Source organism: Achromobacter sp. CSND-B12 (genome assembly GCF_052906545.1).
Genome location: NZ_JBREGJ010000001.1, coordinates 398893 through 412057 on the forward strand (window position 1 = coordinate 398893; position 13165 = coordinate 412057).

At 66.5% G+C, this 13165-nt stretch carries 16 protein-coding genes; 9 read left to right on the forward strand and 7 right to left on the reverse strand.

Features of this window, described 5'->3' with window-relative positions; genetic code table 11:
- Positions 1 to 68 precede the first annotated feature (68 nt).
- Positions 69 to 422 (forward strand): YidH family protein, encoded by a 354-nt coding sequence (locus tag ACUTAG_RS01745; RefSeq protein ID WP_006386575.1) that lies wholly within the window; start codon positions 69 to 71, stop codon positions 420 to 422.
- 36 nt (positions 423 to 458) lie between these two features.
- Complete coding sequence (locus tag ACUTAG_RS01750) at positions 459 to 788, forward strand: DUF202 domain-containing protein (protein WP_148318008.1); 330 nt, start codon at positions 459 to 461, stop codon at positions 786 to 788.
- A gap of 95 nt (positions 789 to 883) precedes the next feature.
- Here ACUTAG_RS01750 and ACUTAG_RS01755 read toward each other — a convergent pair whose 3' ends face one another.
- The 5 genes from ACUTAG_RS01755 to ACUTAG_RS01775 all read right to left on the reverse strand — a co-directional run bounded on the left by ACUTAG_RS01755 (position 884) and on the right by ACUTAG_RS01775 (position 4394).
- Complete coding sequence (locus tag ACUTAG_RS01755; RefSeq protein ID WP_197487178.1) at positions 884 to 1174, reverse strand: HigA family addiction module antitoxin; 291 nt, start codon at positions 1172 to 1174, stop codon at positions 884 to 886.
- Between the two features lie 128 nt (positions 1175 to 1302).
- The gene (locus tag ACUTAG_RS01760) at positions 1303 to 2571 is read right to left on the reverse strand and encodes a hypothetical protein (RefSeq protein ID WP_148318010.1); all 1269 of its coding nucleotides are present in this window, start codon (positions 2569 to 2571) and stop codon (positions 1303 to 1305) included.
- 135 nt (positions 2572 to 2706) lie between these two features.
- Positions 2707 to 3099, reverse strand: coding sequence for a hypothetical protein (locus tag ACUTAG_RS01765; protein ID WP_131728232.1), 393 nt, complete (start codon positions 3097 to 3099; stop codon positions 2707 to 2709).
- A 73-nt stretch (positions 3100 to 3172) separates the two neighbouring features.
- On the reverse strand, positions 3173 to 3778 hold the full coding sequence (locus ACUTAG_RS01770; RefSeq protein ID WP_148318012.1) for a TetR/AcrR family transcriptional regulator: 606 nt from the start codon (positions 3776 to 3778) through the stop codon (positions 3173 to 3175).
- A gap of 19 nt (positions 3779 to 3797) precedes the next feature.
- A complete protein-coding gene (locus tag ACUTAG_RS01775) occupies positions 3798 to 4394 on the reverse strand; it encodes an NAD(P)H-dependent oxidoreductase (RefSeq protein WP_026384381.1) in 597 nt (198 codons plus the stop codon).
- Positions 4395 to 4598: 204 nt separating this feature from the next.
- Here ACUTAG_RS01775 and ACUTAG_RS01780 point away from each other — a divergent pair, with 204 nt between their 5' ends.
- From ACUTAG_RS01780 to ACUTAG_RS01800, 5 genes are all read left to right on the forward strand, one after another.
- Positions 4599 to 5219, forward strand: a complete 621-nt coding sequence (locus ACUTAG_RS01780; RefSeq protein WP_070781363.1) for a hypothetical protein — start codon at positions 4599 to 4601, stop codon at positions 5217 to 5219.
- A gap of 159 nt (positions 5220 to 5378) precedes the next feature.
- Entirely contained in the window at positions 5379 to 5696 is a 318-nt protein-coding gene (locus ACUTAG_RS01785; protein WP_006386586.1) for a co-chaperone GroES, read from the forward strand.
- A 31-nt stretch (positions 5697 to 5727) separates the two neighbouring features.
- Positions 5728 to 7350 carry a chaperonin GroEL gene (groL, locus tag ACUTAG_RS01790; protein WP_446649959.1) on the forward strand — a complete coding sequence of 541 codons (1623 nt, stop codon included), beginning with the start codon at positions 5728 to 5730 and terminating at the stop codon, positions 7348 to 7350.
- 275 nt (positions 7351 to 7625) lie between these two features.
- On the forward strand, positions 7626 to 8069 hold the full coding sequence (locus tag ACUTAG_RS01795) for an Hsp20/alpha crystallin family protein (RefSeq protein ID WP_020928274.1): 444 nt from the start codon (positions 7626 to 7628) through the stop codon (positions 8067 to 8069).
- A 34-nt stretch (positions 8070 to 8103) separates the two neighbouring features.
- Complete coding sequence (locus tag ACUTAG_RS01800) at positions 8104 to 8490, forward strand: Hsp20/alpha crystallin family protein (protein WP_020928275.1); 387 nt, start codon at positions 8104 to 8106, stop codon at positions 8488 to 8490.
- A 37-nt stretch (positions 8491 to 8527) separates the two neighbouring features.
- Here ACUTAG_RS01800 and ACUTAG_RS01805 read toward each other — a convergent pair whose 3' ends face one another.
- On the reverse strand, positions 8528 to 9496 hold the full coding sequence (locus ACUTAG_RS01805) for a hypothetical protein (protein WP_148318014.1): 969 nt from the start codon (positions 9494 to 9496) through the stop codon (positions 8528 to 8530).
- A gap of 59 nt (positions 9497 to 9555) precedes the next feature.
- On the reverse strand, positions 9556 to 10323 hold the full coding sequence (locus ACUTAG_RS01810; RefSeq protein ID WP_006386593.1) for a bestrophin-like domain: 768 nt from the start codon (positions 10321 to 10323) through the stop codon (positions 9556 to 9558).
- A 627-nt stretch (positions 10324 to 10950) separates the two neighbouring features.
- On the opposite strand from ACUTAG_RS01810, the gene ACUTAG_RS01815 reads away from it, so the two are divergent.
- Together ACUTAG_RS01815 and ACUTAG_RS01820 are read left to right on the forward strand one after the other, a co-directional pair.
- Positions 10951 to 12099 carry a formylglycine-generating enzyme family protein gene (locus ACUTAG_RS01815; RefSeq protein WP_148318016.1) on the forward strand — a complete coding sequence of 383 codons (1149 nt, stop codon included), beginning with the start codon at positions 10951 to 10953 and terminating at the stop codon, positions 12097 to 12099.
- Between the two features lie 91 nt (positions 12100 to 12190).
- Entirely contained in the window at positions 12191 to 13162 is a 972-nt protein-coding gene (locus tag ACUTAG_RS01820) for an AAA family ATPase (RefSeq protein ID WP_054443655.1), read from the forward strand.
- The last annotated feature ends 3 nt before the right edge of the window (positions 13163 to 13165 follow it).

A 13165-nucleotide genomic window follows, 5' to 3' on the forward strand; every position in this document is an offset into this window, starting at 1 on the left:
TAGTTCTTAAGTTCAATGCCCGGACGTGTCGGGACTTACCCTAAGACCCTTGCGCTTCACCTGAAAAAATGAAATCCCCTCTGTGGCGTCACCGCGGCAGCGAACCCGACTACCGCTATTCCCTGGCCAACGAACGCACTTTCCTGGCGTGGATCCGCTCGGCGCTGGCCTTGCTGGCGGCCGGCCTGCTGCTCGACCAACCCGGCATGGCCGGCAGCCCGGCCGTGCGCACCGGACTCGCGCTCGGTCTGTGCGTGCTGGCGGTGCTGGCCAGCGCCAGCGCCTACCGGCGCTGGCGCGGCAACGAAATCGCCATGCGCCATGCGGCGGCGCTGCCGCACAGCCCGGCCCTGGCGCTGCTGTGCCTGGCCATGCTTGCCATCGGCGCGGGCGTGTGCTGGCTGCTGCTCAGCCACGCTTGATCCCACCCTGTGAACCCGGCCGGCTGTGCGCCAACCATGACCTATCCCCGCGATCCGGGCCTGCAACCCGAGCGAACCCTGCTGGCCTGGCGGCGCACCTGCCTGGGCCTGCTGCTGAACAGTTTCCTGCTGATGCGCGGCGGAGCCTTGCACGGGGAACCCGCCGCGATCGGCGTCGGGCTGCTCGTCATGGCGCTGGCCGGCTGGCTGTATGCCCGCGTTCGCGCGCGCCTGTCCACCTCGCTTGGCGCGCGCGCCAGCGCGCCGGACCCGCGCGTCCTCATGGCGGCCACCTGCGCGGCCCTGTTGCTGTGCCTGGCGGGCGCCTGGCACGGCGTGCGCCTTTTCCACGCGGCGATGTCCTGAACCCTCGTGGCGACGCTGCCCCCCCTCTCCTCCCGCGCTACACCTTTGGGGCGCTTTTCATTCGGGGCGGTCACACGCCGGTGACGCAAGCGGGCCTAATGCGCATCCGCCACGGAAGCCAGGGGCCTGACTGGCGGTTGCTCGTGCTGCAATGCCTGCCACAGATCGTAGTTCGCCTGCATCGCGACCCACGCCTGCGCGGTGCCCGCTCCCGCCTGCTCCAATCGGACGGCGAGGTCCGGACTGATACCCGCCTTGCCGTTGAGTACCCGCGACAGCGCCACCCGCGACATCGCCAGGCGATCAGCAGCGTCTGTCACCGACAGGCCCAAGGGGGCAATAACGTCTTCCCGCAACACTTCGCCCGGATGCGGAGGGTTATGCATCATGATGATTCCTAATGGTAGTCGCGATAATCGACCAGCTCACCCCGCAGCATCCCAATCGGCATCGCGTCTGCAAGGACTCATCCTGTGCGCCGAACACTGGACCGTCAACAATGACACGTCGTTTATCAGTTTGAGTCCAAGTCAGTCACCAGATACGCCTGCCCGCCCGGCTTCAGGTAGGGTTGCAGTGCCTTGAACGGCACGCTGCCGTGCGTGCCCAGGCAGGCGCCCGAGGCGTGTCCCACGCCGGACACCGACAGGCTCAATGCCCCCGGCGAAGTGGCGCCCAGGGCCAGGTATTGCGGCCAGAGGTCGGCGCAATCTTCCAGGTTGGGATGCTGCTCGGCGCGGTCTTCGGGCGGGCCGGCCTTGACCACCTGTTCCACCAGCCCCAGCAGTGCCGCGCTGGGCTCGCGGCCGAAGCTGCGCTTGCCCGGCGCGTAGGCGTCGAAGACGCGGTTCCAATCGAGGTATTCGCCGCGCAGCAAGTCGAAGGTGTATGGCTCGAAATGGTTGGCGGGATGCGCCCCGCCGCAATCCAGGCTGCCCGCTTCGGTCACGGTCAGCAGCGCGCGCGACAGCCAGGTGACGTTGATGTTTTCTTCGTCGAACCCGCCCAGCGTGCCCGCGCCGGGATTCGTGCTGGTGTAGGCAGAGGCCATGCATTCCAGCGCGCCCAAGCTCTTGCGCCAGTGGCGTTGTTCCAGCAGGTCATTGACGCGCCGCATGACCTGCGGATCGGGATGACGGCTGAGCCGTGGATAGGCAAACCCGGTGCGCGGATCTTGCCACATGCGGTATGCCACCGCGTCCGCGCCGACGTCCTTGCCCACCGGCTTGGCGTGGCCGGCCAGCTTCAGTGTTTCATAGGGCGCGCGGGCAGCGTCGATGCCCGCCTTGAGGTCGATGTCGCCCACGTCGGCCTGCGTAGCGCGCGCCTTGGCGCGGTCGCGTTCGAGTTGCGCGGTGTCGTAGCCGGCCACGCGCTGCAGGTCGAAGCGGCGTTGCTTGCCGGTGCGGGTGTCGGTCCACTGCCCGCGATAGCCCTTCTCGTCACGCGTGCCTTGCCAGCTGGCGGCGCGGTCGGGCGCGTCGATCGCGGCCGTGTCCGAAGCCGGAGGCCGCGCCGGGTGCGGCTTGGGCTCGTACAGGACGTCGCCCGTGCCGCGCAGGGGAATATCGACGCCGCTCTTCGGGTAGAAATAGCGCCCGCTCACGACCCCGTTGGCGCCGGCCGCGTCATCCAGTTCCAGCACCACCTCGCCGGCCCCTTGCAGCGTGCCCTTGTAGACGGTGCGCTGGGCGGCGTCGGCCTGCGCCCCCGGCAGCGCCAGGAGGGCCAGCGCCAGGGCGCCAAGGGAAGGGAGACGAGGACGGAAGAGGGACGATGGCATGGGGCGGACACGGCCGGAAATTGAGGTGGGCCCACTATACCCGAGCCATCTCTGTGCCTTCCCGCTGTGTCCGACGGACAACACGCGACCGCGCGCCGCCGCGCCAGCAATCGGACCGAGGCGGCCGGCCGGCGCTTACGCGCGCTTGAGCGCCGCCAGCACCCCGGTCAGATCCAGCGCGCCGGCGCTGGCGGAGCGTTTCATGGATTCGAGCCCGCGAACCACCCAACTGGCCACCGCCGCATTCGCCTCCGCGTCGGCCACTGCCATCGCGTCGTGGCGCGGGACCTGGATGGCAACCGCAAGGGCCGCTTTCTTGCCCGAGTACTTCGCCACGGCGCTGAACCCCGACTCGGCGTAGTCGCTGATGCTGCCGCCCACGAATAGCTCGATATCCAGCGTGGCGGCGCCAGGCACCACGACCGGCGCCAATGCGGCTTTCAGCCTGGGCCGGTACGCGACGACGGCGGGCAGGAACCGCGAGCCGGCCTCCGGCCCTCCCATTCTTGCGCCGAGTGCGACGTCCATGAAAACTCCTTTTTCGGGCAGGCCGGTATTGTACTGACGGGCCTCATTGGCGCGGCGCTGGCCGCGCCGCGCGTCACTTGTTTCGCTTGACCATATCCAGGATGGTCTTGCGGAGTTCGTCGCACGCCTGCGCCTCGGAAATTTCACCGGCGACGGCCGCGGTCGACAGCGCGTCGGCCGCGCCCAGCATGGCCCACAGGCTGGCCGTGGGAATGCCTTGCGGCCCGGCGAAGGGCGCAAACAGCCGCCGGCATTTTTCGATGAAGGCATACTGGTACTGCCGTTTCACGGCCGCCAGTTCCGGCGAGCCGTCCAGCGCCGCCAGCACTCCGGGAATCTCGCGCCCCTGCGTCGACACGCATGCGACGTACCGCTCGGCGATGACGCCGGCCTTGTCCTTCAGGCTCGGCTTGCTGGCCGCAATGGCGTCATCGATGATCGCCGTCTGGCGCGCGTCGAAGTCCTGGTACAAGGCGGCCAGCAGGCCATTGCGCGTGCCGAAGTGGTCATAGACCACCGGCTTGGAGACGCCGGCCGCTTCGGCCAGGCGTCCCAGGGTCAAGGCGTCGGTGCCTTCCTCGCTGACCAGTTTCCAGGAAACCTCCATCAGCTGGCGCGAGCGCTCGTCTTTCGACAGGCGGCGGCGTGGCGGAGAAGCGGGAGCGGGAACGGCGGACATCTGTATTCTCGGGTATCGATCAGGATTGCACGGCAAAAATCCGCTGACCGATGGCGTGCGCCGCGTCGAGATGGGAAGCCGGAAAGCCGGCATCCGAAGGCAGCAGCAGTTCCGATGTCGCGACGCGCGCGCCGCAGTAGCCGAAGATGCCGTGGTCGATCTGCGTTTTCATGGCGCCGAAGTAGCCATGCCTGCCGTAGGTTCGCATATCGGCGCCGCCACTGGCAACCAGATGCACGGGCAGGCGCTGCAGTTTCTTGACCAGCTTGCCGTCCGCGCCGGCGTCATAGGCCCAGCCGTTGGTGAACACGCGGTCGATCCAGCCTTTCAACAGGCCGGGGAACGACCACCAGTAAACCGGATAGACCAACACCAATGCATCCGCGCGGTCGATCCGCGCCTGCTCGGCGACGACGTCCGGCGACGGCGCGGCCTGCTTCAGATGCAGGGCCGCATCGGCCTGGGTGAACCTCGGATCGAACCCTTCCGCGGCCAGATCCGCGATCTCGAAGGAATGTTCCGGGCCGCGGGCGACAACGCCCTGCGCGAGCTGGGCGGCGATGGCGTGGGTCAGGGATGCGGGGTCGGGATGTGCGACAACGATAAGCGCGTGCATGCGGATCTTCCGTACAGAGTTTCTATATACGAATAGTAGCCTACTTTTAGTAGGTAATGGAAGGTCAACCACCCGCGCGCTTCCGGCATGTTCGTCCGGCGGTGTCCGCCGCGATCTTGAGCATCCCTGCCCGAAGCGATAAATTTGCTCCAGCGAAATCGTTGCCATGGCCTGCCACGCAGGCCCGTCGTTGGAGTCGCACGCATGGATATCATCGAGACGATCGCTTCGCACACCGCGGCCCTGCGCATGCCGCTGTATGCCGTGACGGCCAGCGCCATCCGCAAGGCCGACACGCCGCTCATTCTCACGCTGCACTGGCATGGCTTTCACCGTGATGGCACGGCGGACGGCGGACTGCGCTCAGTCGCCGGGTCGGCGGTCCAACTCAATCTGCGCTGGCACGATTTTGGCGTGCTGGACCGCGCGATCATCGACGCCGGATGGGCGCTCGGCGCCTGGGATGTCGAGCGCGTGGCGCGCCCGCCCTGGTGGCGCCTGAACGCGCCAGCCTCGGAAGCCGTGGCCGGCCACCGCGCCTTCGCCGATTATTCCGACCTGCCGCCATCGGACGACACCGTCGTGGTGGAAGCGCCGGATCAGCAAGACCTGCTTGAACTGGCGGCGCGCAAGGGCTACGTGCGCTGGCTGTTCAGGCCACGCAAGGGCGGCCTGTGGCGCCAGCTGGACGGCGACGACGATACGTTGGACGCCGACGGCGGACGCACCCTGCCCTGCCCGGTGCCGCTGCAACCGGACGGCCGCGAACTGCGCCGCAAGGTGCTTTACCGGCTGGGACGAGGCAAGGATTTTCTGATTCTTTAAGTTTCATTTTGATGCATTTTTGACTCTTGAAGCGTCTTTGGCCCGCCCATAGATTTTTTGCGCATCCCGATCGTGGATGCCCGATGCGTGGCGCCGCCGTACGGCGCGCAACGCGCCGGTATTCACTTTTTGATGATCAAGACTTCAGGAGATAGAGTCATGAAGATCCGTCCCCTCTATGACCGGATTATCGTCAAGCGAATCGAACAACAGCGCAAGACCGCATCCGGCATCGTCATCCCGGACTCCGCCGCCGAAAAGCCCGAGCAAGGCGAAGTACTCGCCGTCGGCCAGGGCAAGCGCAATGCCGATGGCTCGCTGCGCGAGCCGGAACTCAAGGTGGGCGACCACGTCCTTTTCGGCAAGTATGCCGGCCAGACCGTGAAGGTCGACGGCGAGGAGCTGCTGGTCATGCGCGAAGACGACATCTTCGCCGTGCTCACGCCGCAGGACAAGCAATTGAAGAAGGCCGCCTGAGGCCCGGCCATCGCGAATCGAGGAGCAAGAAATGAGTGCCAAAGACGTCAAATTCCACGATAACGCCCGCGCCCGCGTGGTCAAGGGCGTCAACATCCTGGCCGATGCCGTCAAGGTGACGCTCGGCCCCAAGGGCCGCAACGTGCTGCTGGAACGCAGCTTCGGCGCGCCCACCATCACCAAGGACGGGGTCTCGGTCGCCAAGGAGATCGAACTGAAGGACAAGTTCGAGAACATGGGCGCGCAGATCGTCAAGCAGGTCGCCTCCAAGACCGCCGATGTGGCCGGCGACGGCACCACCACCGCCACCGTGCTGGCGCAGGCCATCGTGCAGGAAGGCATGAAGTACGTGGCCTCCGGCATGAATCCGATGGACCTGAAGCGCGGCATCGACCAGGCCGTGTCGGCCGTGGTGGAGGCCTTGCGCAAGCTTTCCAAGCCAATTTCCACCAGCAAGGAAACGGCGCAGGTGGCGGCGCTGTCGGCCAACGCGGATGAAGCCATCGGCAAGATCATCGCCGACGCGATGGACAAGGTCGGGCGCGAAGGCGTGATCACCGTCGAGGACGGCAAGTCGCTGGACAACGAGCTCGATATCGTCGAAGGCATGCAGTTCGATCGCGGCTACCTGAGCCCCTACTTCATCACCGATCCCGAGAAGCAGGTGGCCCAGCTCGACGACCCGCTGGTGCTGCTGTACGACAAGAAGATCTCCAACGTGCGTGAACTGCTGCCGGTGCTGGAAGGCGCCGCCAAGGCGGGCAAACCGCTGCTGATCGTGGCCGAGGATGTCGAAGGCGAGGCGCTCGCCACCCTGGTGGTCAACGCCATGCGCGGCGTGCTCAAGGTCACCGCGGTCAAGGCGCCGGGCTTCGGCGACCGCCGCAAGGCCATGCTGGAGGACATCGCCATCCTCACGGGCGCCACGGTCATTTCGGAAGAGACCGGCAAGCAGCTGGAGAAGGCCACGCTGCAGGACCTGGGCAGCGCCAAGCGCATCGAGGTGCGCAAGGAAGACACCATCATCATCGACGGCGCCGGCAAGCAGGAAGCCATCGACGCCCGCGTCAAGACGCTGCGCAAGCAGATCGAGGACGCCAGCAGCGACTACGACCGCGAGAAGCTGCAGGAACGCGTGGCCAAGCTGGCTGGCGGCGTGGCCGTCATCAAGGTCGGCGCCGCCACGGAAGTCGAGATGAAGGAGAAGAAGGACCGCGTCGACGATGCCCTGCATGCGACCCGCGCGGCCGTCGAGGAAGGGATCGTGCCCGGCGGCGGCGTGGCATTGCTGCGCGCGCGCGCGGCCATCCAGGACCTCAAGGGCGCCAATGCCGATCAGGACGCCGGCATCCGCATCGTGCGCCGCGCCCTGGAGGCGCCGCTGCGCGCGATCGTGGCCAACGCCGGCGAGGAGCCGTCGGTGGTGGTGGCCAAGGTGGCGGACGCCAAGGGCAATCATGGCTACAACGCGGCCACCGGCGAGTACGGCGATCTGGTGGAAATCGGCGTAGTCGACCCGACCAAGGTCACGCGCACCGCGCTGCAGAACGCCGCGTCGATCGCCGGCCTGATCCTGACGACCGACGCGACCGTCGCGCAGGCCGCCGAAGAGACCAAGCCGCAGGCGGCGCCGGCCGAAGCCATGGACTTCTGACCCCTCTCGGACCGGAGCAGCGTGAAGGCATCGCGCCACTGGCGCGATGCCTTTTTTTTGCGTGTGCGGCCCGAAAAATCCGTCGTCCCCGCGTCCTCGCGAGCCGCCGTTCGATGCTGTCTATGCGCTTGCGCCACACGATTTCACGAATCAAAAATGGCGGGTCTTGAATCCGCGCCGGCCGCACTCATATCTCTGTTGAAGCGGTCGAGCGGCTGGCGATTGCGACGCATGAAGCGGCCCCGATCCTGTCCAAACCATCTTGGGAGGTAATCATGGCGAACTACCCATTCACCGACACCGGTGTCGAGTCCTTCTTCGACGCGGTCCAGGAACAGATGGACCGCATCCTGCGCGGCGCGGGCCTGCCCGCGACCCTGCGCGCCCTGCCGCGCGGGCATTTTCCGCCGGTCAATATCGGCGTGTCGGATGAGGCCGCGGTCGTGGTGGCATTCATCCCCGGCATCGATCCGGACACCCTGAAAGTGTCCATCGAGAAAGGCCTGCTGACGATCAGCGGCACGCGCGAAGCGCAGGCGCTGCCCGAGAACGCGCGCTACTACGCGCGTGAACGCGCCGACGGTTCATTCACCCGCGCCATCGAACTGCCGGCCGACGTCGACGCGGACAACGTGCAGGCGCGCTATGTCGACGGCTGCCTGTTGGTCTCCATCAAGAAGAAGGAGTCGTCCAAGCCGCGCCTCATCCCGGTGCAGTAACGCCCGCCAATCGCACTATTCAGGAGATAGCATCATGAATACGCGTAACGAACTCGTTGTCGAACAAGAAAGCCGCGCCGCGCAGCGGCGCCCCGCCACCCTGCCCGCCGTGGACATTTTCGAGGACACCGCCGGCGTCACGGTGCTGGCCGACCTGCCCGGCGTCACCAAGGAACGCCTGAACATCAAGGTCGAATCCGACGTGCTCGTCATCGAAGGCGAAGCTGCCGTGCCGGTGCCGCAGGAACTGCGCCTGATCCACAGCGAGCTGCGCGAGCCGCTGTTTCGCCGCTCGTTCCGGCTGGGACCGGAATTCGACAAGGACGCGATCAGCGCCAACCTCAAGCAAGGGGTCCTGACGCTGCGCGTGCCGCGTGTGCGCGAAGCGCAGCCGCGCCAGATTCCGGTGACGGTGGCGTAAACGATGCGCCGCGCCGCAACCAACGGCCTGCTGGCCGTCAGAAGCTGACGGCCAGCCCCACCGAAAAGCCCCGCACATTCGTGCCGAACACATAACGGCCCACCAGCCGGGTGCGGGTGATGAACACGTCGTAGGCGCTGGAATCCAGTTCCAGGCCAGCGCCCAGCGAGGTCAGCCGGTCGAACCCCAGAATGCCGCGCTGGTCCCCCAGGAATTCCGAATGGGTCAGTTCCAGCACATAGCGCACCGGCCGCTGCAGCGCGATGAGGCCGGTGGGCGCACGGTAACGGGCCCACAGGTTGGCCGACTGCGCGGTGGCGCGGCCCTTGACGGCGGCCGAGCTGTCGAAGCTTTGCAGGCGGATATCGGAATAGCGCAATTCCACGTCGACTTCATAATCCGGGCGATAGTGCTCGTAGTCGAGCATCAGGGATCCGCCCAGGCCATAGGCGTTGAGCGATCCCTTGTCCAGGAAATCGATATCGCGACCGGTCTGGCGGCCCACGTACCAGCTGGCCGCGCGCAGGTCGCTCGATACATTGCCCAGCGCGAAGTTGAAGATGGGGCGCAGCTTGAGTTCGTCGGCGAGCTTGAAATCCCAGCCGATCCCGCCGGTTGCCGAAATGCTGTTCCAGCGCGTCGGGATCCGGCGGGTTTCGGCGCCCTGCGTGGCGACGAAGGTCGGATCGTAGCGGCTCGCGGCCAGCACGCCTTCCAGATAGATCGGCACCGATTGGGAAATCGTGTCGCCCCCGCCCAGCTGGGTCATGAAGAAGTCGTTGGAACCCGCGGTCGAACCGCCGCCGCTGCCGATTTTCAGCGAACTGGTGGTGATGTCGGGCACGATCGAAAACGACATCAGCGCCAGCACGCCGTTGGCGCGCTTTTGCAGATCATCGTGCGTCAGCCGCAGGCCCTGCGCCCCGGCCGACGGCGGCGCGGCACAGGCCAGCAGCCCCGCCAGCCACCATTGCGACCGCCACCACCGCAACCTCGATGCCGCCATGATCCGGATCCTCGCCATGAGAAGGAAAATGCGTGGGAGACAGCGCGCGTCGGCGCGCGCTATGGGTCCACCATGGCCTGCCGCTGCGACAGCAGCAGCGCGTCGCTCTGGTCGATGCGGATGGTGCCTATCCGCGGGAATTCGAAATCGATGATGATGTAGAGGGCGGCGGTCATGACCAGCGCATAGACCACCTGGTGCATCCAGCCCGAGCGGTTGGCGACGGCCAGGTTCATGCCGACGAGTGCGGCGCTGACCAGCGCCAGCAGCCCCAGGAACAGGTAGGCCATGATGGGCGGATGCACCTTCTGCGCGACCGATTGCGTGGTGGCGACGTCGAACATCTCGTTGACCGCGTTGATGTACGACGCGGCAAACGGCGGCACGCTGTCGTTGGCGGCCTGGATCGAGCCCTGCCAGATCTGCTTCTGCAAGCCCGCCACCTTGGCGGCGATCGCCTCGCGCGCCTCGAGGTCGGCCACATGTCGGTAGTAGTTGATGCGCTCGTCGACATAGCGGCGGAACGCGTCGCGCAGCGCGGGTTGCGCGGGCGCGGCAAGCAGGTCGATCCGCAGCCAGGCCGTGCCGATGGCGTTGACCTCCAGCACCAGGAGGTTGCGGCGCTCCGCCATGCGCTGCGCCGCCCCCGAGAAGGTGAAGGCGATCAACAGCCCGAGCAGCGCGAACACCGAGGCCTCGACGGCCGCCGATCCCGCGCGGCTCTTCTCGTCGCCGCCCCGGCCGAGTCGCCTGCCGATGTTCATGGCCAGCAACAGCAGCAGGAAGAACGCCAGCGCCAGGAAAAACAGAATCAGGGAATAATCCATGCCGTCACCTGTGCGTAGTCATGCGCCTTGAATCCAACCGGATGTGTTTCGTGCCTGCCGCGGCCGGCGGATGACGCGGTCCCGGAGCGTGGCCGCACTGCTCGTCGATGCGGCGGCGGGCCGATGCGCGCGCCTTGGCGCGCTATGAATGACACGTCACTTCGGGAAGGCGGTGCAGCGTGTTTCATCGATCACCCTGGAAAGCGGCCAATGACAACCTGCAAACTGCGGCCAGGGCGAACGCGCACGGAGAATAATCCGCATTATTTCCGCGCCGCGCCCTGGTTTCTCGTGGCGAGGTTTTCAGTTATTAACCGATCCGCCCGGCGATATCAACATTTTTGCGAATATCCCGGGCATGCGACAGTGCCAGATGTTTTCGCCTTGCGGACCGCCGCGGTTTACCGTTGGCGATATTCCGCGCCGCAACAGCTGCCCTGATTACATGTTGTTTCGATAATGCGCTATGCCGGCGCTGATCAGTCGTATTAGCTTTGTATCCTCATTTATGTAATATTCGCATTAATTCGATAATCGGTTCAGTCAGTACGATCAGGCAGGTTTGTGGTGTCCCGCCAGGCTGCAAGGGCTTGGCAGTCCGTCTTGGCAGCAATTCGGAGAGGTCACGTGAAACAGCAATTGAAGATCGGTTTGACGGTCGCGTCCATCATCGCCGCGGCTACCGCGCTGGGCGGCTACGTCGCCAGCACGTCCACCACCGCCCCGTCACAGCAGGGTGTCGCCAGAATGGGCGACGGCAAGAACGGCCCGCAAGGCATGGCCTGGATTCCCGCCGGGGAATTCCTGATGGGCAACGACCACCGCATGTCGCAACCGAACGAGCGGCCGGCGCACCGGGTGCGCCTGACGGGTTTCTGGATGGACGCCCACGACGTCACCAACGCCGAATTCCGCCGCTTCGTCGACGCCACCGGCTATCTCACCACCGCCGAACGCAAACCCCGCTGGGAAGACCTGGCGGTGCAATTGCCGCCCGGCACGCCCCGCCCCATCGATGCCGCCCTGGTGCCCGGCGCCATGGTCTTCACCGGCACCGAACAGGAAGTCTCGCTGCGCGACTACAGCCGCTGGTGGCGCTTCGTGGCGGGCGCGAATTGGCGGCACCCGCAGGGGCCCGCCAGCAGCATCGAAGGCAAGGACGACCATCCGGTCGTGCAGGTCTCCTACGAAGACGCCCAGGCCTACGCCGCCTGGGCGGGCAAACGGCTCCCCACCGAAGCCGAATGGGAATTCGCGGCGCGCGGCGGACTGGAGCAGGCCACCTATATCTGGGGCGACGAACTCGCCCCACGCGGCCAGGCCATGGCCAACATCTGGGATACCCAGCAACGCCAGCCCTTCCCGGTGGTGACCGATGAAAAGGTGCAGGTTGGCACCACGCCGGTGGCGAGCTTTCCGCCCAATGGCTACGGCCTCTACGACATGGCGGGCAACGTCTGGCAGTGGACCGCGGACTGGTATCGCGCGGATGCCTTCCTGACCCAATCGCAATACCGCCGGCCGCCGCTGGACCCTGCCGGGCCGAAAGACAGCTTCGATCCGGACGACGGCAACGTGCCGCGCAATGCGCCCAAACGGGTGGTGCGCGGCGGATCGTTCCTGTGCAGCGACACCTATTGCATCAGCTATCGCGCCAGCGCCAGGCGCGGCAACGATCCCATGAACGGCATGTCGCACCTGGGCTTTCGCACGGTGATGACGCCGGAACAATGGAAGGTCGCGCGCGCCCGCCAGGACGCCCTGGCGCAACGTTGAAATAACACGCAGTCGAACTGCCGCGCCGCCGCGCCGTCCGCGGCGTGCGCCCGCATGAATGAAGCCACCACTTGGGGAGGGGCTTGTCTTCATGAGTCAACGCGATGCCATTCTCGCGCTCGAAAGCGCCATCAACCAACAGGTGCTGGGCCAGGACGCGGTCGTCCGGATGATCGTGGTCGGCCTGCTGGCCGACGGCCATATCCTGCTGGAAAGCCTGCCGGGCCTGGCCAAGACCCGCACGGTGCGGGCACTGGCCTCCAACCTGGACGCGCGCATGAGCCGCATCCAGTTCACGCCGGACCTGCTGCCTTCGGACATCACCGGCGCCGACGTGCTGCAGGCCGATGGCGCGGGCGGCCATCGCATCCAGTTCCAGCAGGGACCGCTGTTCGGCAACATCATCCTGGCCGACGAAATCAACCGCGCCCCGGCCAAGGTGCAGTCGGCGCTGCTGGAGGCCATGGAGGAAAGGCAGGTCACGGTGGGCGGCACCACGCGCCCGATGCCGGCGCTGTTCATGGTGGTGGCCACCCAGAACCCGATCGAGCAGGAAGGCACCTATCCCTTGCCGGAAGCGCAGATGGACCGCTTCCTGATGAAGATCCGGCTGGACTACCCGGCCGCCGCCGACGAGGCCGCCATGCTGGCGCTGTTGCGCCATCCGGCCGCGGCCGGCGGCACGCGCGCGGCGGCGCCCTTGTCTCAGGAAGCCCTGTTCTCCTGTCGCGATGAGGTGGCGGCGGTGCAGGTCGCGCCCGCGGTCGACGAATACATCGTGGACCTCGTCAATGCCACCCGCCGGCCGGCCGACCACGACGCGGACCTGGGGCGCTGGCTCCAGATCGGCGCCAGTCCGCGCGGCGCCATCGCCCTGGATCGCGCCGCGCGCGCGCATGCCTGGCTGAGCGGCGCCGCCTTCAGCACGCCCGACGATGTGCGCGCCGTGGCCTTGCCGGTGCTGCGCCACCGCCTGCACCTTTCGTATGACGCCGTGGCGGATGGGCTGACGTCCGAGGCCGTGATCGGTCGCCTGCTCGATACCGTCGCCGTGCCGGCCTAGATC

Excerpts from the sequence above, each read along its gene's own strand:
- ACUTAG_RS01795 (WP_020928274.1), top strand. The coding sequence starts at position 7,626 with ATGGCGAACTACCCATTCACCGACACCGGTGTCGAGTCCTTCTTCGAC.
- ACUTAG_RS01810 (WP_006386593.1), bottom strand. The coding sequence starts at position 10,323 with ATGGATTATTCCCTGATTCTGTTTTTCCTGGCGCTGGCGTTCTTCCTG.
- ACUTAG_RS01820 (WP_054443655.1), top strand. The coding sequence starts at position 12,191 with ATGAGTCAACGCGATGCCATTCTCGCGCTCGAAAGCGCCATCAACCAA.
- ACUTAG_RS01750 (WP_148318008.1), top strand. The coding sequence starts at position 459 with ATGACCTATCCCCGCGATCCGGGCCTGCAACCCGAGCGAACCCTGCTG.
- ACUTAG_RS01785 (WP_006386586.1), top strand. The coding sequence starts at position 5,379 with ATGAAGATCCGTCCCCTCTATGACCGGATTATCGTCAAGCGAATCGAA.
- ACUTAG_RS01745 (WP_006386575.1), top strand. The coding sequence starts at position 69 with ATGAAATCCCCTCTGTGGCGTCACCGCGGCAGCGAACCCGACTACCGC.
- ACUTAG_RS01800 (WP_020928275.1), top strand. The coding sequence starts at position 8,104 with ATGAATACGCGTAACGAACTCGTTGTCGAACAAGAAAGCCGCGCCGCG.
- ACUTAG_RS01770 (WP_148318012.1), bottom strand. The coding sequence starts at position 3,778 with ATGTCCGCCGTTCCCGCTCCCGCTTCTCCGCCACGCCGCCGCCTGTCG.
- ACUTAG_RS01775 (WP_026384381.1), bottom strand. The coding sequence starts at position 4,394 with ATGCACGCGCTTATCGTTGTCGCACATCCCGACCCCGCATCCCTGACC.
- ACUTAG_RS01760 (WP_148318010.1), bottom strand. The coding sequence starts at position 2,571 with ATGCCATCGTCCCTCTTCCGTCCTCGTCTCCCTTCCCTTGGCGCCCTG.
- ACUTAG_RS01780 (WP_070781363.1), top strand. The coding sequence starts at position 4,599 with ATGGATATCATCGAGACGATCGCTTCGCACACCGCGGCCCTGCGCATG.
- ACUTAG_RS01805 (WP_148318014.1), bottom strand. The coding sequence starts at position 9,496 with ATGGCGGCATCGAGGTTGCGGTGGTGGCGGTCGCAATGGTGGCTGGCG.
- ACUTAG_RS01755 (WP_197487178.1), bottom strand. The coding sequence starts at position 1,174 with ATGCATAACCCTCCGCATCCGGGCGAAGTGTTGCGGGAAGACGTTATT.
- ACUTAG_RS01765 (WP_131728232.1), bottom strand. The coding sequence starts at position 3,099 with ATGGACGTCGCACTCGGCGCAAGAATGGGAGGGCCGGAGGCCGGCTCG.
- groL (WP_446649959.1), top strand. The coding sequence starts at position 5,728 with ATGAGTGCCAAAGACGTCAAATTCCACGATAACGCCCGCGCCCGCGTG.